The 17,705-nt window shown below is 71.2% G+C and carries 17 protein-coding genes; 11 read left to right on the top strand and 6 right to left on the bottom strand.

Features of this window, described 5'->3' with window-relative positions; translation table 11 throughout:
• Nucleotides 1-155 precede the first annotated feature (155 nt).
• Nucleotides 156-2,567, bottom strand: coding sequence for an EAL domain-containing protein (locus tag ABZT49_RS27425; protein ID WP_355290771.1), 2,412 nt, complete (start codon nucleotides 2,565-2,567; stop codon nucleotides 156-158).
• Between the two features lie 340 nt (nucleotides 2,568-2,907).
• On the opposite strand from ABZT49_RS27425, the gene ABZT49_RS27430 reads away from it, so the two are divergent.
• From ABZT49_RS27430 to ABZT49_RS27465, 8 genes are all read left to right on the top strand, one after another.
• Nucleotides 2,908-4,131 carry an ABC transporter substrate-binding protein gene (locus ABZT49_RS27430; RefSeq protein WP_355290773.1) on the top strand — a complete coding sequence of 408 codons (1,224 nt, stop codon included), beginning with the start codon at nucleotides 2,908-2,910 and terminating at the stop codon, nucleotides 4,129-4,131.
• Nucleotides 4,128-5,375, top strand: a complete 1,248-nt coding sequence (locus ABZT49_RS27435) for a cytochrome P450 (RefSeq protein WP_355290775.1) — start codon at nucleotides 4,128-4,130, stop codon at nucleotides 5,373-5,375. The genes ABZT49_RS27430 and ABZT49_RS27435 overlap by 4 nt, the downstream gene beginning before the upstream one ends.
• 100 nt (nucleotides 5,376-5,475) lie before the next feature.
• On the top strand, nucleotides 5,476-6,402 hold the full coding sequence (locus ABZT49_RS27440) for an aldo/keto reductase (RefSeq protein WP_355290777.1): 927 nt from the start codon (nucleotides 5,476-5,478) through the stop codon (nucleotides 6,400-6,402).
• Entirely contained in the window at nucleotides 6,392-7,105 is a 714-nt protein-coding gene (locus ABZT49_RS27445) for an NAD(P)-binding domain-containing protein (protein WP_355290779.1), read from the top strand. The genes ABZT49_RS27440 and ABZT49_RS27445 overlap by 11 nt, the downstream gene beginning before the upstream one ends.
• The gene (locus tag ABZT49_RS27450; protein ID WP_355290781.1) at nucleotides 7,102-8,460 is read left to right on the top strand and encodes an MFS transporter; all 1,359 of its coding nucleotides are present in this window, start codon (nucleotides 7,102-7,104) and stop codon (nucleotides 8,458-8,460) included. Before ABZT49_RS27445 ends, ABZT49_RS27450 begins: the two co-directional genes overlap by 4 nt.
• Nucleotides 8,453-9,106 (top strand): class II aldolase/adducin family protein, encoded by a 654-nt coding sequence (locus ABZT49_RS27455; protein WP_355290783.1) that lies wholly within the window; start codon nucleotides 8,453-8,455, stop codon nucleotides 9,104-9,106. The genes ABZT49_RS27450 and ABZT49_RS27455 overlap by 8 nt, the downstream gene beginning before the upstream one ends.
• A gap of 53 nt (nucleotides 9,107-9,159) precedes the next feature.
• Complete coding sequence (locus ABZT49_RS27460; RefSeq protein WP_407943580.1) at nucleotides 9,160-9,549, top strand: antitoxin Xre/MbcA/ParS toxin-binding domain-containing protein; 390 nt, start codon at nucleotides 9,160-9,162, stop codon at nucleotides 9,547-9,549.
• Nucleotides 9,536-10,270: an RES family NAD+ phosphorylase gene (locus ABZT49_RS27465; protein ID WP_355290785.1), complete on the top strand. Its 735-nt coding sequence runs from the start codon at nucleotides 9,536-9,538 to the stop codon at nucleotides 10,268-10,270. The genes ABZT49_RS27460 and ABZT49_RS27465 overlap by 14 nt, the downstream gene beginning before the upstream one ends.
• Nucleotides 10,271-10,277: 7 nt before the next feature.
• Here ABZT49_RS27465 and ABZT49_RS27470 read toward each other — a convergent pair whose 3' ends face one another.
• A complete protein-coding gene (locus ABZT49_RS27470) occupies nucleotides 10,278-11,222 on the bottom strand; it encodes an MBL fold metallo-hydrolase (protein WP_355290803.1) in 945 nt (314 codons plus the stop codon).
• Between the two features lie 352 nt (nucleotides 11,223-11,574).
• Here ABZT49_RS27470 and hydA point away from each other — a divergent pair, with 352 nt between their 5' ends.
• A complete protein-coding gene (gene hydA / locus ABZT49_RS27475; protein WP_355290787.1) occupies nucleotides 11,575-13,071 on the top strand; it encodes a dihydropyrimidinase in 1,497 nt (498 codons plus the stop codon).
• A 59-nt stretch (nucleotides 13,072-13,130) separates the two neighbouring features.
• Nucleotides 13,131-13,535: a carboxymuconolactone decarboxylase family protein gene (locus tag ABZT49_RS27480; protein WP_355290789.1), complete on the top strand. Its 405-nt coding sequence runs from the start codon at nucleotides 13,131-13,133 to the stop codon at nucleotides 13,533-13,535.
• 37 nt (nucleotides 13,536-13,572) lie between these two features.
• On the opposite strand, the gene ABZT49_RS27485 is transcribed toward ABZT49_RS27480, so the two are convergent.
• Nucleotides 13,573-14,325, bottom strand: a complete 753-nt coding sequence (locus tag ABZT49_RS27485; protein WP_355290791.1) for a fumarylacetoacetate hydrolase family protein — start codon at nucleotides 14,323-14,325, stop codon at nucleotides 13,573-13,575.
• A gap of 8 nt (nucleotides 14,326-14,333) precedes the next feature.
• Nucleotides 14,334-15,911, bottom strand: a complete 1,578-nt coding sequence (gene ggt / locus ABZT49_RS27490; protein ID WP_355290793.1) for a gamma-glutamyltransferase — start codon at nucleotides 15,909-15,911, stop codon at nucleotides 14,334-14,336.
• A 301-nt stretch (nucleotides 15,912-16,212) separates the two neighbouring features.
• Here ggt and ABZT49_RS27495 point away from each other — a divergent pair, with 301 nt between their 5' ends.
• A complete protein-coding gene (locus ABZT49_RS27495) occupies nucleotides 16,213-16,440 on the top strand; it encodes a hypothetical protein (RefSeq protein WP_355290795.1) in 228 nt (75 codons plus the stop codon).
• 3 nt (nucleotides 16,441-16,443) lie between these two features.
• On the opposite strand, the gene ABZT49_RS27500 is transcribed toward ABZT49_RS27495, so the two are convergent.
• Together ABZT49_RS27500 and cysC are read right to left on the bottom strand one after the other, a co-directional pair.
• The gene (locus ABZT49_RS27500; RefSeq protein ID WP_355290797.1) at nucleotides 16,444-16,659 is read right to left on the bottom strand and encodes a hypothetical protein; all 216 of its coding nucleotides are present in this window, start codon (nucleotides 16,657-16,659) and stop codon (nucleotides 16,444-16,446) included.
• A gap of 105 nt (nucleotides 16,660-16,764) precedes the next feature.
• On the bottom strand, nucleotides 16,765-17,409 hold the full coding sequence (gene cysC, locus ABZT49_RS27505) for an adenylyl-sulfate kinase (RefSeq protein ID WP_355290799.1): 645 nt from the start codon (nucleotides 17,407-17,409) through the stop codon (nucleotides 16,765-16,767).
• Nucleotides 17,410-17,705 lie beyond the last annotated feature (296 nt).

Here is a 17,705-nt window from a genome sequence, read left to right on the forward strand (position 1 = left end):
CCTCCTGGGGGGACGGTCCGATCAAACCCGTTCGAGCACATCATCGCAATCCGAGATCTACTCGTATGCAATCGCCCTGCCCGCAGAGGGGGGAGGGGTCAGGGGTGCGCTTCGCCGACGCGTTCGGAATTGTCGACACGGGCGCTCAAGGCCGCTCACCCCCCAACCGGCATCGCCTCCCCACACCCCGCCGCCAGCGGCACCGGCCGGCCGAACAGGAATCCTTGCGCCTCCGTGCACCCCGCCTGCCGCACCGCCGCGAGCTGGGCCTCGGTCTCGATGCCCTCAGCAGTGACCGTCGCGCCGAGCTGGGCGGCGATGCCGACCACCGCGCGCACGATCGCGGCGGTGTCGGGATCGGCGATGTCGGCGATGAAGGAGCGGTCGATCTTGATCGCGTCGAAGGGGAAGCGGCGCAGGTAGCTCAGGCTGGAGTAGCCGGTGCCGAAATCGTCGAGCGCGATGCGCACCCCGAGGCGGCGCAGGGCCGGCAGCAGGTCGACGGCCTCGCCGCCGTCGATCAGCAGGCTCTCGGTGATCTCGATCTCGAGCCGGTCCGCCCCCAGGCCCGAGTCGCGCAACGAGGACTGGACGGCGGCGATCAGGGACCCGTGCCGCACCTGCGCCGCCGAGACGTTGACGGCGACCCGCGTGCCGTCGCCCCAGGCGGCGGCGTCGCGGCAGGCCCGGCGCAGGATCCAGGTGCCGAGGCGGTCGATCAGGCCGGTCGTCTCGGCGAGCGGGATGAAGGCGGCCGGCGGCACCAGGCCGCGGGTCGGGTGGCGCCAGCGCACCAGCGCCTCGCGGCAGACCACCCGCCGCTCGCCCGCCGTGACGATCGGCTGGTAGTGCAGCTCGAATTCCCCGCGCTCCAGGCCGAGGCGCAGGTCGAGCTCGAGGTCGTGCTGCTCGGCGAGCGCCGCATCCATGCCCGGGTCGTAGAGCCGGAAGGTGCTGCGGCCGGCGGCCTTGGCGCTGTAGAGCGCCCGGTCGGCCCGGGCCATCAGGGTGTCGGCGTCGCCGCCGTGGCGGGGGGCCAGCACGACGCCGATGCTGACGCCGACATGCATCGGCCGGCCGGCGATCGCGACGGGCGCCTGCATCGCCTCGATCAGGGTGGCGGCGGCCCGCGACGCCGCCAGCGGGTCGCCGTCGGCGAGGAGCACCGCAAACTCGTCGCCGCCGAGCCGCGCGATGGTGTCGCCGGGCGCCAGGACCGCCCGCAGGCGCCGGGCGACCTCGCACAGCAGCGCGTCGCCGGCGGCGTGGCCGAGCGTGTCGTTGACCACCTTGAACCGGTCGAGGTCGAGCCACAGGACCGCCCCGGCGCCCTGCCCGAGCAGCGCGTCGAGGCGCTCGCGGAACAGGGTGCGGTTCGGCAGGTCGGTCAGGGCGTCGTGGCGCGCCATGTGGGCGATGCGCCGCTCGGCCTCGCGCCGGGCGGTGATGTCCTCGACCTGGAGCAGCGTCGCAACTGGGTCCGGCGGCAGGTACAGGCGTACCGCCGAGACCCGGGCCCACATCGGGCTGCCGTCCCGGCGCGGAAAGCGCATCTCGCCCACCGCCGGCCCGCGATCCTCGGCGCCTTGCGCCTGCACTTCCGCCAGCACGGCTTCGAGCACGCCGGCATCCTCGGGCAGGACGAGGGCGGCGAGCGGGCGCCCGACCGGGTCCGGCCCGTCCCCGAGGGCCGACCGGAAGGCGCGATTCGCCTCGGCCAGCCGGCCGTCGGCCCCGACCACCAGCATTCCGGCGGGCGCGTGCTCGATGATGCCGCGAAACAGGCTCGCGCTGCGGCGGGCCTCGGCCCCCTCGGCACGGAGCGCCGCCTGCTCGCGCTTGAGCGCGCTGATGTCGAAGTGGAAGCCGGTGCGCGCCCCCCCCTCGCGCACCCGCTCGATCACCCGGATCCAGCGCTCGCCCGGCAGCGGCACCTCGAACGGCGCCCCGGCGAAGCGCTGGGCCTCGCGCACATGCGCCAGGAGCTGGGCCGGCGCGTCGTCGTAGGCCTCCTGCCAGGCCCGGGCCACCACCGCCTCGAGGGTCAGGCCCGCGGCCTCGCCCGGGGACAGGCCGTAGAGCTGGCCGAACTGCCAGTTGGCCGAGACGATGCGCCCGTCGGCATTGGCCGCCGCGATGCCGTCCGGCGCCCCGATGCGGGTATCCGCGACGGTGGAGCGGGGGGAGGGCTCGGCCGCCCGGGTGATCTGCCGCCACAGCCGCACCCGGCCGAGGCCCGGGATGGTCTGGGCCGAGACCTGGAGCCAGGTGCCGCGATGCTCGAACTCGAACGGCCGGGTCTGGGCCTGGTGGCGCGCGATCCCGCTCGCGACGTATTCCTCGATGTAGGGAAGCTCGTCGGAGGTCAGGCGGGTGCGGTAGAACCGCAGCAGGTTCTCGCGGTAATGCTCGCCGGCATGGACGAAGCCGTCATGCTCGGGGAAGAGGTACAGGAAGGTCTGGTTCCAGGCGAGCGTCCGATCCTCGGCGTCAAAGGCGCACAGGCCGATGTCGAGGCCGTCGAGCAGGTCGGCGAGGAGGCCGAGGCTCGGCTTGGGCTTCAGCATGGCGCGGGCTTCAGCATGCGGGCGACCTCGGTGGCTCGTCTCGGCGTCGATGCCGGCCGTCACCACGACCGGCGGCGGGGAACGTCGCGGCGGATGCGGACCGTACCGCGCTTCCCGGCCCGGCCCAAGGTGCCGCGACCCGGGTTCTCGAGATGCAGCGTCCCACGAACAGGTGACGTCGTCCTTAATCCTCGCCCTCGCCGGGCGGCGCGGGAGAGGTCCGAGGCGGAGCATCCTTGGGGAAGGGCCCTTGCCAGACCGGCGCGGATCGGCTGTGAAGGCAAAAGTGACGACAGGGCGACCACGCGCGGACGACGCGGGCGCCGGGAGGAGCCGACCGATGATCCGTTTCACCACCGCCCTGGGTGGGGCGCTCCTTGCGCTCGCGGCGCTGGCCGGCCCCTTCGCGGGGCCCGCCGCGGCGCAGATCTCCGACGACGTGGTGCGGATCGGCGTGCTCACCGACCTCTCGGGGCCCTACGCCGATAGCGGCGGGCGCGGCTCGGTGGCGGCCGCCGAGATGGCGGCGAAGGATTTCGGCGGGACGGTGCGGGGCAAGCCGGTTGAGATCGTCTCGGCCGACCACCAGAACAAGCCGGACGTGGCCTCGTCGATCGCCCGGCGCTGGTACGACGTCGACAAGGTCGACGCCGTCATCGACCTGCCGGTGACGGCGATCGCGCTCGCCGTCCAGGCGGTCGCCAAGGAGAAGAATCGCACGGTGATGATCACCGCCGCGGCGACCTCCGACCTCACCGCCAAGACCTGTTCCCCGGTCAGCTCGCACTGGACCGACGACACCCACGCCCTCACCGCCGGCACCGCCCGGGCGGTGTTCGAGCGCGGCGGCAAGTCCTGGTACTTCATCACCGTCGACCACGCCTTCGGCCACGCCCTGCAGAAGGAGGCGACCACGGTCGTCGAGGCGCTCGGCGGCAAGGTGGTGGGCACCTCGCGCCACCCGATCAACACCGCCGACTACTCCTCCTTCCTGCTCCAGGCCCAGAGCTCGGGGGCGGACGTGGTCGCCTTCGCCAGCGTCGGCGACGACTTCACCAAGGCGGTCAAGCAGGCCGACGAGTTCGGCCTGACCGGCGGGCGCCAGACGCTGACCGGCTTCCTCGTCTACGTCACCGATATCAAGGGCCTCGGCCTGCCGGTGGCGCACGGCCTGACCTTCTCGGAGGCGTTCTACTGGGACCAGAACGACGCCGCCCGCACCTTCGCCAAGCGCTTCTTCGAGCGCACCGGCGCGATGCCGACGAAGAACCAGGCGCTGATCTACACCGCCGTCACCCACTACCTGAAGGGGGTCGACAAGGCCGGAACCGACGAGGCGGTGGCGGCGAACGCCGCCATGCGCAGCCTGCCGGTGGCGTTCTTCGACCACCCGGCCACCCTGCGGGCCGACGGGCGGCTCCTCTACGACCCCGTGCTCTACCGCGCGAAGGAGCCGGGCGCGTCCAAGGGGCCGTGGGACCTCTACGAGGTTCTGCGCACCATCCCGAAGGAAGAGGCGTTCCTGCCGATGAACCCGGCCTGCGCGGGGAACGGGCGCGGATGACGAGCGATCCCGCTCTCGCTCGAGGGTTCGACCTCCGGCACCTGCCGGAGGGCTTCATCGCGGATCCCTATCCGGTCTACGCGGCGCTCCGCGCGCACGCGCCGGTCCACGTGATGGGCCGGACGTCCTCGGGCGAGGCCCAGATCCTGCTGTCGCGCTACGCCGACCTGGAACGGGTCTACAAGGACGCCGCGACCTTCAGCTCGGACAAGACCGTCGAGTTCGGCGCCAAGTTCCGGGTGGCGGAGGAGGGGGCCTGCCCGCTCTACCGCCATCACACGACGAGCCTCGTCTTCAACGATCCGCCGCGCCACACCCGGGTCCGGCGCATCATCGCCGGGGCGCTGACGCCGCGGGCGGTCGCCGCGATGGAGGCCGGCATCGTCGCGCTGGTGGACGACCTGCTCGACGCGGCCGCTTCGCGTGAAGAGATCGACCTGATCGAGGATTTCGCCGCCGCGATCCCCGTCGAGGTGATCGGCAACCTGCTCGGCGTGCCGCGGTCGGAGCGCGGCCCCTTGCGGGACTGGTCGCTGGCGATCCTGGGCGCCCTCGAACCGGTGCTGTCGCCGGAGGTCGAGGCCGCCGGCAACCGGGCGGTGACCGAGTTCCTGGACTATCTCGACCGTCTCGTCGCGGATCGCCGCCGCCACCCGGGCGACCCGGACAAGGACATCCTCACCCGCCTGATCCAGGGCGAGGTCGGCGGCGAGCGGCTGTCGCCGGAGGAATTGCTGCAGAACTGCATCTTCATCCTCAATGCCGGGCACGAGACCACCACCAACCTGATCGGCAACGGGCTCCACCTGCTGACCGAGCACCCCGAGGCGCGGGCCCGGCTGCTCGCCGAGCCGGACCTGATGCGCAAGGCGGTGGAGGAGATCCTGCGCTTCGAGAGCTCGAACCAGCTCGGCAACCGCGTCGCGACGACGGCCTTCGCGATCGAGGGCCGGGACTTCCCGGCCGGCACCCAGATCACGCTCTGCATCGGCGCCGCCAACCGCGACCCGGCGCATTTTCCCGATCCCGACACCTTCGACGTCGCCCGCGACCCCAACCGCCACCTCGCCTTCGCCAGCGGCATCCACCAATGCGTCGGCATGGCGGTGGCCCGGCTGGAGGGCCGGATCGCGCTGTCGCGCTTCCTCGCCCGCTTCCCGGATTACCGCCTCGACGGCGCGCCCGTCCGCTCGCAGCGCGTGCGCTTCCGCGGCTTCCTGCGCCTGCCGGCGCGGCTGGGGTGAACGGCTTCCCTCAAGCGCTTGTGTGCGGGCGTGGCGTGGGCGAGCCCTCCGTCGCGCCCTAATCTTGCGCCGGCGATCGACGAGCCGAAGGGATCCTTGCATGCTGCTCCACCGCCGCGCCGTGCTGGCCGGTACCCTGGCCGCGGGTCTGCTCCCGGGCCGCTCACCCGCGCAGGGGAACGCCCCGGCGGAGGGGCAGGGGCTGCTCCGCCGCCCGATCCCCTCCACCGGCGAGACGGTGCCGGCCATCGGCATCGGCACCTCGCGACGCTACGACGTGGCGCCGGATTCGGAGGCGCTGGCGCCGTTGCGCGAGACGGTGGCGACCTTCGTCGCGAGCGGCGGCACGGTGATCGACACCGCGCCGGATTACGGCCGGGCCGAGGAGGTGCTGGGCCGGATCCTGACGGACACCGGTCTCCGCGAAAAGATCTTCCTGTGCAGCAAGGTGGCGGCGCGCGGGCGCGAGGCGGGCCAGGCGCAGATCGAGCAGTCGTTCCGCCGCCTCGGCACCGACCGGATCGACCTGATCGCGGTCCACAACCTGATCGACCCGGAGGCGCAGCTGCCGCTCCTGCGGGAGCTGAAGGAGAAGAAGCGCATCCGCTACCTCGGCGCCACCACCTGGGCCGAGAAGCAGTACGGCGACCTCGAAGCCCTGATGAAGGCGGAGAAGCTCGACGTGATCCAGGTCAATTACGCCGTCGACGCCCGCCAGGCCGCCGAGCGCATCCTGCCGCTCGCGCGTGAGCGCGGCATCGCCGTGATGGTCAACGTGCCGTTCGGCCGCGAGCGGTTGTTCAACCTGGTGCGCGGCCGCGCGCTGCCGCCTTTCGCGGCGGAGTTCGACTGCCGGAGCTGGCCGCAATTCTTTCTCAAATACGTCCTGTCGCACGAGGCGGTGACCTGCCCGGTGCCCGGCACGGCGCAGGTCCGCTACGCCGAGGACAATCTCGGCGCCGCCCGAGGCCGCCTGCCCGACGCCGCCACCCGCCGCAAGATGGAGGAGTTCATCGATGGCCTGTGATCGCCGCACGCTGTTACGCGCAAGCGTCGTCGCCCTGGCGCTCGCCGCCGGCCCCGCCTTCGCGCAGGATGCCAAAAGTCCCGTCGCGGTGATCGGCGGCGGCAATATCGGCGGCACCATCGGGGGCTTGTGGGTCAAGGCCGGCCACCCGGTGATGTTCGCCTCGCGCCACCCGGAAGACCTGAAGCCGCTGGTCGAGACACTGGGACCGCTCGCCAAGGCTGGCACGGTGGAGCAGGCGCTGGCCTTCGGCGAGGCAGTGCTGATCGCGGTGCCCTACAAGGCCTATCCGGAGCTCGGGAAAACCTATGCCGGCCTCCTGAACGGCAAGGTCGTGCTCGACGCCGGCAACGCCACCAAGGCGCGGGACGGGGAGCTGGCGGCGGAGGCCGAGAGCGCCGGCATCGGCGCCACCTCGGCGAAGTACCTGCCCGGCGCGCGGCTGGTGCGGGCCTTCAACGCCGCGAATTACCGCCTCTTCGCCCAGAACGCCCATCGCAGCGGCGCAAAGATGGCGGTGCCGATCGCCGGCGACGACAAACAGGCGCTCACCGTCGCGGCGGCCCTGGTGCGCGATGCCGGCTTCGACCCGGTGGTGGTCGGCGGCCTCGACGCGGCGACGAAATTCCAGATGGGCAGCCCCGGCTTCCAGCGCGACGCCACCGGCCCTGAGGCCCGCAAGGCCTTCGGGGTCGCCGAATGAGCACATCCCCCGGCGCCGCCAAGTTCCCGGACAAGTCCGCGGAGGCGGCGCGCGCCGGCCTCAGGGTGCCGGCCTGGCTGCGCCGCCTCACCGACGTGCGGCCGGAGGAGGTGCCGGCGCTGGGCTGGGCTTGGCTCTACATCTTCGCGCTGCTCTCGTCCTACTACGTGATGCGGCCGATCCGCGACCAGATGGGGCTGGCCGGTGGGCTCGAGAACCTGCCCTGGCTGTTCACCGCCACGCTGGTGGGCATGCTGGTGCTCAACGTGCCGTTCGGCTGGCTGGTCCGCAAGCTGCCGCGGGCCCGCTTCATCCCGATCACCTACCGCTTCTTCGCCGCCAACATCCTGGTCTTCGCGGTCGTGCTCTACCGCGCCGGGCCGGAGGATACGGTGTGGATCGGCCGGGTGTTCTTCGTCTGGCTGTCGATCTTCAACCTGTTCGTGGTCTCGATCTTCTGGGCCACCATCGTCGACGTGTTCGACACCGAGCAGGGCAAGCGGCTGTTCGGCTTCATCGCCGCCGGCGCGACGCTCGGGGCCATCACCGGCTCGGCCTTCACGGCGGTGCTGGCCCGCGACGTGCCGATCCCCTTCCTGCTGCTGGCGGCGGCAGCCCTCCTCGAACTCGCCGTCGTCAGCATGCGGGGCCTTGCCCGAATTTCTGACGCGCTGTCGCGCGAGCCGGGGGCGGCCGCCCAGGCGATCGGCGGCAGCCCGTTCGCCGGCATCAGCCGGGTGCTCGGCTCGCCCTACCTGCTCGGCATCTGCCTGTTCCTGCTCTTGTTCTCGATCACCTCGACCTTCCTGTACTTCGAGCAGGCCGGCATCGCGAAGCGCAGCTTCCCCGATCGCGGCTCCCAGACGGCGTTCTTCGCCTCCGTCGACCTCGCGGTGAACGTGCTGACGCTCGGCATCCAGCTCTTCCTCACCGGGCGGATCGTGCGTCGGCTCGGCGTCGGCCTCACCCTGGCGATCCTGCCGCTCGTCAGCGCGCTCGGCTTCGGCCTGCTCGCGGTGGCGCCCACCATCGCCAGCGTGGTGGTGTTCGGCGTGCTGCGCCGGGCCGGCAACTTCGCCATCGCTCGCCCAGTGCGCGAGGTGCTGTTCACCGTGCTGCCGCGGGAGGACCGCTACAAGGCCAAGGCCTTCATCGACACGGTGGTCTACCGGCTCGGCGACCAGGTCGGCGCCTGGTCCTACGGCCTCGTCGGGTTCTTGGGGCTAAGCGCCACCGCCCTCTCGGTCCTGGCGGTGCCGCTCTCGCTCGCCTGGCTCGTCAACGGCCTCTGGCTCGGGCGCCGGCAGGACGCTATGGCGAAGGAGCGGAGCGCAACGGAGGCGGAGAATGGCTGAGACCGAGGCGAGCTTGCGTGCGGCGATCGTCGCGACCTGCCGCAGCATGGCCGGGCAGGGCCTGAACCAGGGCACCTCCGGCAACGTCTCGGCGCGGTTTGGCGACGGGCTGCTCATCACCCCGTCGGGCCTGCCCTACGAGGAGATGACGCCCGACGACATCGTGCCGATGACGATGGACGGCCGGACCGACCACGCGCTGTCGCCCTCCTCCGAGTGGCGCTTCCACCGCGACATCCTCCGGGCTCGCCCCGACGTGTCGGCGATCGTCCACGCCCACCCGACCTACTGCACCGCCTTCGCGATGTGCCGGAAGGACATCCCGGCGGCGCATTACATGATCGCGGCGGCCGGCGGGCCGAGCGTGCGCTGCGGCGGCTACGCGTTGTTCGGCACCGAGGAATTGTCGCAGCGGGCGCTCGAGGCGCTCCAGGACCGCACCTGCTGCCTGCTCGCCAACCACGGCATGATCGCCACCGGCCCGACGCTGGCGAAGGCCCTGTGGCTCGCGGTCGAGCTCGAGACCCTGTGCCGGCAATACGCCGTGGCGCTCCAGGTCGGACGGCCCCACATCCTCAGCGAGGTCGAGGTGGCGGAGGCGATGGAGCGGTTCAAATCCTACGGGCCGCGGCCGAAGGCGGGGTGAGCCGTCCTTTCCTCCGAAAGGTTCATGTCCTATATTTTCCTCGGAAAGAGGACATGACCATGCTCAAGTCCGTCACCCAGCCCGACCGGGCGCAGCGCGAGGCGCAGACCGTCGGCAAGGCGGTCGTGCGGGCCGCCGCCGCTCTCGGCCTCAGCAACCGGGCCCTCGCCGGCATCCTCGGGCTGTCCGAGGCCTCGGTCTCGCGCCTGACCCGGGGCGAGTTCGTGCTGGATCGCCAGGCCAAGTCGTTCGAGCTCGCCGTGATGCTGATCCGCCTCTACCGCTCGCTCGACGCGGTCACCGGCGGCGATCCGGCCGTGGCGGCGGCGTGGCTCAGGGGCGAGAACACGGCCCTGCACGCCGTGCCCCTGGATCTGATCCAGACCGTCGAGGGCCTGGTGAGCACCGTCCTCTACCTGGACGCCCGGCGTGCCGTCATTTGAGACGCGGGGGCTGGCGGGCACCTGCTGGCGCCTCGTCGAGGCGCAGCACCTCGTCGCGACGATGAAGCTGACGGACACGCTCGACGAGCAGCAGATCCTCGAAGAGCTGATCGAGGCGTCCAAGCCCCCGATGCCGGCGGAATGCCGGTCTCTCGACTACCTCCTGTCGGCGCCGTTCCGCTACCGGCCCTACCCGCACGGCTCGCGCTTCCGGCGCGCCAACCAGATGGAGGGCGTGTACTACGCGGCGGAGGCCGTCGAGACCGCCGTCGCCGAGGTGGCGTTCTACCGCCTGCTGTTCTTCGCCGAATCGCCCGGGACGCTCTGGCCCGAGAACCCGGCCGAGTACACCGCCTGCTCGGCCCGGTTCGCGGCCGAATGCGGGATCGACCTCACCGCCCCGCCCTATACCGGGCAGGCGGAGACGTGGTGCCACCCGACCGATTACGGACCGTGCCAGGCCCTCGCGGATGCCGCGCGGGCCGACGGGGTGACGGCGATCCGCTACGCCTCGGTGCGCGATCCCGGCCGGGGCGCCAACCTCGCGCTCCTGACCTGCCGGGCCTTCGCGAGCCGCCGCATCGTCGACCGGCAGACCTGGCGCATCCATCCCGGACCGGTGGGCATCCGTGCGATCCAGGAATTCCCGACCCTGCGCCTCGGCTTCGCGCGGGACGTCTTCGACGACCCGCGCCTCGCCGGGATGGTCTGGGAGCGCTGAGCGTCCCCTACAGCTCCATCTTCATCGCCTGCGGATAGTACCGGAACCCGCCCTGGCCGTTCTCCGCGACGTGGCCGATGCCCGGCCATGCGAAGTGGTAGGCCAGCACCGGGATCCGGTTCTTCGCCAGCATCGTCAGCATCCGGAGCCGGGTCTGGGCCGATTGCTTCGGGTCGGTGTCGTAGGCGAACTCGGTCAGCGGCTTCTCCATCAGCAGCACCGGATGGTGCGTCAGGTCGCCGAGGTAGCAGAGGCTGTCCTTGCCCGAGGTGATCATGAACATCGTGTGGCCGATGCTGTGGCCCGGCGCCGCCAGGGCCTGAATGCCGGGCAAAAATTCCTGGCCGTCCTTGACGAAGACCAGCCGGTCACGGATCGGCAGCAGGTTCTTGCGCGCCGTATCGAGGAAGGCGCTGAACGAAGCCGGCACCTTGCCCGGGTCGGTCCAGTAGTCGAAATCGGCCTGGGAAATGTAGAACTGGGCATTGGGGAAGTGCGGCACGCCGTCGTCGCCGACGCAGCCGCCGCAATGGTCGACATGGGCGTGGCTCATCACCACGGCGTCGATGTCCTTCGGGTCGATGCCGGCCTGGCGCATCGTGGTCAGAAGCTTGCCGGTGGTCGGCCCGAACAGCTTGAGCGAGCCCATGCCGGTATCGAACAGCACCAGCTTGCTGCCGGTGTTGAGGATCAGGATGTTCTGCTCCAGCACCGCGTTCGTGAGCGGCAGGAAGTTGTTGGTGAGCTGCGTATCCATTTCGGCCGGGGTGAGGCCGAGGAAGTTGGCGTGGGGGTCGCCGAGCGGCAGGGTGCCGTCGGAGACCATCGTCGCCTCGGCGTCGCCGAAGGTGAAGCGGTAGAAGTACGGGCTCTGGCTGCGCAGCGGCGGCGCCTTGGCCTGGCCTGCGCCCGGCAGTCCGGCCGTCACCGCGGCGGCCGCCGCGCCGAGCATCAGGCCGCGCCGGCTGGGAGACGGCAAGCTTTGGCTATCCAACCGAATCGTCATCTGGGATTCCTCCACGCTGCACCGTGGGCGCCCTTATGCGCGCGCTCGATAGCGGGACGTCCCCCGGCGCGAGCGCGGCCGGTCACCTCAGCGGTACCGTAGTTCTCCGCCGGCCCGTTAATCTTGTCAAACCGGTCGTTAGGTCATGTGCCGCCGGCGCGGGCATGATTTTGGTATCCCCGCCCGAATGGTGGGCCCCTTGCGCAAACCCCCGGCACGCCGGGCCATCGCCCCCGTACCCGAATTGACAGCCTTCCCGAGCGGTTCCTACACCGCTGGCAACGAGGGAGGATCCGCGATGTCGAGCCACGATTTCGACTACGACCTGGTGGTGCGCGGCGCGACGCTCGCCGGCCCGGCGGAGGTGTTCGAGGGCGATCTCGGCGTGCGCGACGGGGTGATCGCGGCCCTCGGCCGGAACCTGCGGCGCGGCCGGGAGGAGATCGACGCCAAGGGCCTCGTCGTCACACCTGGCGGTCTCGATCCCCACTGCCACATCGAGGAGCCCTCCGAGGGCGGCGGCGTGCAGGAGGAGAGCTTTGCCAGCGGCTCGGCCGCGGCGCTCGCCGGCGGCACCACCTCGTTCATCTGCTTCGTGCCGCAATGGAAGGGCCACTCCATCGCCGCGACGGCGACCGGTTACGAGGCCAGTGCCCGGGCCTCGCGCGCCGATTACAGCTTCCACCAGATCATCACCGACCCGACGCCCGACGTGCTGGAGCGGGAGGTGCCGGCCCTCGTCGCCCGCGGCATCCGCAGCCTCAAGGTCTTTCTCACCTACGATCCGTTGCGCCTCACCGACGGTCAGTTCCTGGAGGTGCTGGCGACGGCGCGGCGCCTCGGCGCCTTCGTGACGGTGCATTGCGAGAACTACGACGCCATCGGCTGGCGCATCCGCGCCCTTCTGGAGGCCGGCCTCACCGACCCGCTCCAGCACGCCTGGGCCCGCCCGCCGGTGGTCGAGCGCGAGGCGACGCATCGCGCCATCGCGCTGGCCGAGCTCGTCGACCAGCCGATCCAGGTCTTTCACGTCTCCTGCGACGAGGCGGCGGAGGAGATCGCCCGGGCCCGCGCCCGCGGCGTGAAGGTCTGGGGCGAGACCTGCCCGCAATACCTGACCCTCTCGACCGACGACCTCGCGAAGCCGAACTTCGAGGGCGCCAAGGTGGTGTGCTCGCCGGCTTTGCGGGCGCCCGGCGAATCCGAGCGGATCTGGGCCCGCATCCGCGAGGGCACCCTCGACGTGGTCTCCTCCGACCATTGCGGCTTCTCCTTCGCGACCGCCAAGCGCGACCCCGGCAGCAGCGGCTACGGCCAGGGCGGGGCGGGGGCCCGGCCCGACGGGATGCCGGCCTTCAACGCGATCCCGAACGGCGTGCCGGGCATCGAGACCCGCCTGCCGGTGCTGTTCTCCGAGGGGGTCTCGGCCGGCCGCATCGACCTGCCGACCTTCGTGCGCCTGACCTCGACCAATGCCGCCCGCCTGTTCGGCCTCGCCGGCCGGAAAGGGACGCTGGCGCCCGGCGCCGATGCCGACCTGGTGCTGTGGAACCCCGATGCCGAGAAGACCCTGACCAACGCCGACCTGCATCACGCCATCGACTACACGCCCTGGGAGGGAATGCGCCTCAAGGGCCTGCCCACCATGACGATCCGGCGCGGCGAGATCGCGGTGCGCGACGGCCGGGTCCTGGCCGAGCCCGGCTCCGGCCGCTTCCTCGCCCGCGGCCCCTACGCGCTCGCCACCCCCTCGGGCCGGGTGCCGGATGGCTTCGACGCCGCGGCGCGGCGCTGACGCCCTCGACGCGGAGGGCGGCCTGACGGATCCTGCCTGCTCCACCGGGAGGAGCGAGCATGGCGACCGTGAGACTCTGGAGCGACGCGGAGGCTGAAGGCCATCCCCGCGTCAAGGCGGTGTTCGACGACATCCGGGCGGCGCGGCGCTCGGACTTCATCAACAATTTCTGGCGCGCGCTCGCCAATCAGCCGGCGGTCCTGGAGCGGACCTGGGCCGACCTGAAGCAGGTGATGGCCGCCGACGGCGCCCTCGACCCGCTGACCAAGGAACTGATCTACATCGCGGTCTCGACCGCCAACGGCTGCAGCTACTGCATCCACTCCCACACCGCCGCGGCCCGGGCCAAGGGCATGACCGAGGCGCAGTACGGCGAGCTCCTGGCGGTGATCGGCATGGCGAACCAGACCAACGCGCTGGTCACCGGCATGCAGGTGCCGGTGGACCGGGAGTTCCAAGTGTGATGGACGGCGACGCCTGCGGGCAGGCGTCGCCGTCCCCTCATTCGATCGCCAGCGTCACGCTGCCCAGTCCCGGAAATTCGGCGGTCATCCGGGTCGGGGCCGTCACGAAATCGGTGCCGGTGCAGGAGCCGGTGGTGACGACCTGGCCGGCCTTGATCCCGCCCAGCGACCGCGCGCCCTCGTTGGCGAGCCAGACCAGCAGGCGCACCGGATCGACCGCCGAGTTGCCGCCGACCTTGTCATGAAGGACCCGGCCGTCGAGGGTGAGCCGGACGGCTTGCGCCACCGGGTCGAGGCCGCGCCACTCCGTGAGGCCGGGCCCGAGCACGAGGACGCCGTGATTCTGCTGGTCGGCGCGCTGGCTGGGAGCGTCGACCGCGCCGAAGGTCGAAAAGCGCGTATCGGCGATCTCGATCGCCGGGTGCATCGTAGCGACCGCCGCCAGCACCGCCTCGCGGTCGTAGGGACCGGCCTCCGGCGGCAGATCGTGGCCGAACCGGTAGGCGATCTCGGCCTCCGCCCCGATCACGTGGAACAGCGAGGCCGGCAAGGCGTCGGTCTCGAAGATCGTCTCGGCGTGGAGCGCGGCGCGGGCCGGGGTGGCGGTGGCGCTCGGCGCACCGACCTTCCAGCCGGCGACAGGGCCGAGAGCGCGGGCGACCGCGTCCTGCACCGCGTAGGCCTCGGCCTCGCTGCCCGGCCGGGCGCCCTCCGGAAGGGCGTCGAGGCGGGTGCCCGAGCGACGGGCGTCGAGGAGTGCCGCCGCGGCGGCGTCGATGCTGAAGGGCATGATGGACCTCAATAGCCGAGCGCGCTGCCGTCCTTGCGCGGGTCGGAGCCCGCGGCGAGCACCCCGCGCTCCCGGTCGATCCAGATGATCTGGCCGCCGCCGATCGGGCCGGAGGCCGGGATGATGCGGTGGCCTCGCGCCTCGAGGCCCGCGACCACCTCGGGCGCGAAGCCCGGCTCCATCTCGATCCCGCCGCCATAGGCGAAGCTGCGCGGGGCATCGAGCGCCTCCTGCACGTCGAGGCCGCGGTCGAGGATGCCGGTCAGGAGTTCGACATGGCCCATCGCCTGGTAGTGCCCGCCCATCACGCCGAAGGGCGCCACCGCCGCGCCGTCCCGCATCAGCATGCCCGGGATGATGGTGTGCATCGGACGCTTCCTCGGCCCGATCGTGTTCGGGTGCCCCGGATCGATGCGGAAGGACAGGCCGCGATTGTGCAGCAGTACCCCGCTCTCCGGCGCGGTGATGCCGCTGCCGAAGCCCTGGAAGATCGAGTTGATCAGTGAGAGCGCGTTGCCGTCCCGGTCGACGACGCTCAGGTACACCGTATCCTTATGGGCCAGCTCGGGCCAGATCACCGGTTCCTGGGCATGAGCCATGTCGATGGCGCCGTGGGCGCTCGCCCGCCAGGCTTCCGACAGCAGGTGCTCCACCGGCACCCGGTTGAGCACCGGATCGGCGAAGAGCGCGTCGCGGTGATGGTAGGCCTGCTTGCAGGCCTCGGCGAAGAGGTGGACCCGGTCGAGCTCCGACAGGCCCGCGATGTCGTGATGCGTGAGCACGTTGAGCATCATCAGCACCGCGAGGCCCTGGCCGCTCGGCGGGCACTCGTAGACGTCGTAGCCGCGATAGCGCGTGGTGACCGGGGTGACGACCTCGGGCGCGGCGGCGGCGAAATCGTCGAGCGTGTGCAGGCCGCCGAGCTCGCGCAGGCGCGCCACGATGTCTTCGGCGATCGGTCCCTCGTAGAAGCCGCGCGGCCCGTGTTCGGCGATGCGCCGCAAAGTGGCGGCGAGCTTCGGATGCCGCATGATCGTGCCGACCTCCGGCGCACGCCCGTCGATCAGGTAGGTCGCGGCGGAGGCCGGATCGCCGGCGACGCGCTCGACGCTGCGCGACCAGTCGAGGGCGACGCGCGGCTGGACCGGGTAGCCGTCCTCGGCGTAGCGGATCGCCGGCTGCAGCACCTCGGCGAGGCTGCGGGTGCCGTGCTCCTCCAGGAGCTTGCTCCAGGCGGCGACCGCCCCCGGCACCGTGACGGCGTGGGGCGAGTTCGGGGTCAGGGCGATGCCGCGCTCCAGGAACCAGGCATCGTGCGCCGCCGCGGGGCTGCGGCCGGAGCCGTTCAGCGCGATCGGCGTGGATGCGCCCTTCGGCGCGTAGAGGGCGAAGCAGTCGCCGCCGATGCCGGTCATCAGCGGATCGACCACGCATTGCACCGCCACCGCGGCGATGCCCGCATCGACCGCGTTGCCGCCCGCGCGCAGGACCTCGATCGCCGCAAGGGTCGAGAGCGGGTGCGACGTCGCAACGGCGGCGTTGGCGGCGTAGACGGGCGAGCGCCCGGGCTTCGAGAAATCCCTCACCGCGACGTTTCCTCCTGATGCGTGAACCGGTTGCGCCACGAGACGGCGTCGGCTGGACCCCGGTTTAGGGGCGGCGCCGATCCCCGTACAGGGCATTGCCGTTGGGGAGCCGCGCGGGCCGGCCGCGTTCATGCATCAGGCATACCACTGCGACATGGCACCGGGAGGGGCGCGGGCCCGGGACCCCATGCGCCGGGGCGTCGTCCGTGCTATTGGAGCGGCCGGCGCGACCCCGGCACGGAGCCGGGACCGCGCGGCGCGGCCCTTCCGCCGCCCCGAGACGAGGTACCAGGGCATCGCCATGCAGGCTGAGATCCCGATGCGCCGCGTGACGGCGATTCGCTGCTATCCCTCCGGCGAGCGCGACGATCCCGATCAGCGCGTGCTCAACGTGCTCGAATGCGGCCACGTCGTCAGCTTCGAGGGCGCGAACGCGGTCGCCGCCCTGCTCGCCAAGCGCCAGCTCTGTCTCAAATGCGCAGAGGAGGCCAGGGCCGAGGCCTCGCCCGAGGCATCGCGTCCGGCCTGATCGTCAGTACGTCGCCATTGCCTGCGTCATCATCGCGACGAGCTGGTCCGGATCGGACGCGTTCTGAATGCCGGCGACGATCAGCAGGCAGACCGCCAGGGCGAAGACCAGGTAGGCCAGGATCGGCGTCAGGGTCTCGGCCCAGCTCCGGGCCGCGTGGATGGCCAGGCACCCTGCCGTGAATCCGGCCGCCTCCGCCACGGGTATCAGCTCGACCATCTCCTCGCTCCGCTCCATCGCCACGTCATGCTGCACTGCAACATAGCGTGGCGATGCGAGCGGGACCACCGCCTGGCGCGCATCCGCCTCATGCGGTGCGGGCGGTCATGGAGCGCAGGCCGTGATGCCTCTGTGACGCAGCACGTCCAAGACCTGCCCGGCCAGCGCATCGACGTCGTACGCGTCGGTCCGCAGATGGATCTCGGGAGCCTCCGGGGGTTCATAGGGCGACGAGATGCCGGTGAAGTTCGGGATCTGCCCGGCGAGCGCGCGGGCGTAGAGCCCCTTCGGATCGCGCTGCTTGCACAGGTCGAGGGGCGCGTCGACGAAGACCTCGAGGAACTCGTCCTCGCCGACCAGCTGGCGCGCCAGCATCCGCTCGCGCCGGAACGGCGAGATCAGGGAGCAGATCACGATCAGCCCGGCCTCGAGCATCAGCTTGGCGACCTCCGCGGTCCGCCGGATATTCTCGACCCGGTCGGCATCGGCGAAGGCCAGGTCCTTGTTGAGCCCGAAGCGCATGTTGTCGCCGTCGAGCAGCATGGTGTGGTGGCCGCACCGCCACAGCATGTCCTCGACCCTGTTCGCGATGGTCGACTTGCCGGCGCCGGACAAGCCGGTCAGCCAGAGGATCACCGGCTTCTGGCCCTTCGACTCCGCCCGCGCAGCCTTTCCGATCGTGGCGACGGTTCGAAACACCACCGGAGCGGCGGGCCGCTCGGAGCAGGCGGAAAGGACGGATCGGTTCATCGAGACGGTGACCTTCGCGATCAAGGCGGCTTGCCAATCGGCCTAGTTCGTTTGTCGGGTTTGGGACGTTCTTCCGGAAGTTGCGGCTACCCGTCAAGCGGTACTCCCACGGCGCATCCATATTGTGTCTGTTTTGTATCTATCCTGCGTCGGGCGTGACAGGTCCCAGCCTCTGATGTGCAGCCACCAGAATACGGCAGGGGAGGGGGCCCCTGTCGCGAGAGCTTCACAAAGGAGTTGACGGGGGGAAATCGGGGGCCTATACGACCACCCATCGGCGCCGGCCGCTCCCGCGG

The organism is Methylobacterium sp. EM32, assembly GCF_040593685.1.
Lineage (GTDB): Bacteria > Pseudomonadota > Alphaproteobacteria > Rhizobiales > Beijerinckiaceae > Methylobacterium.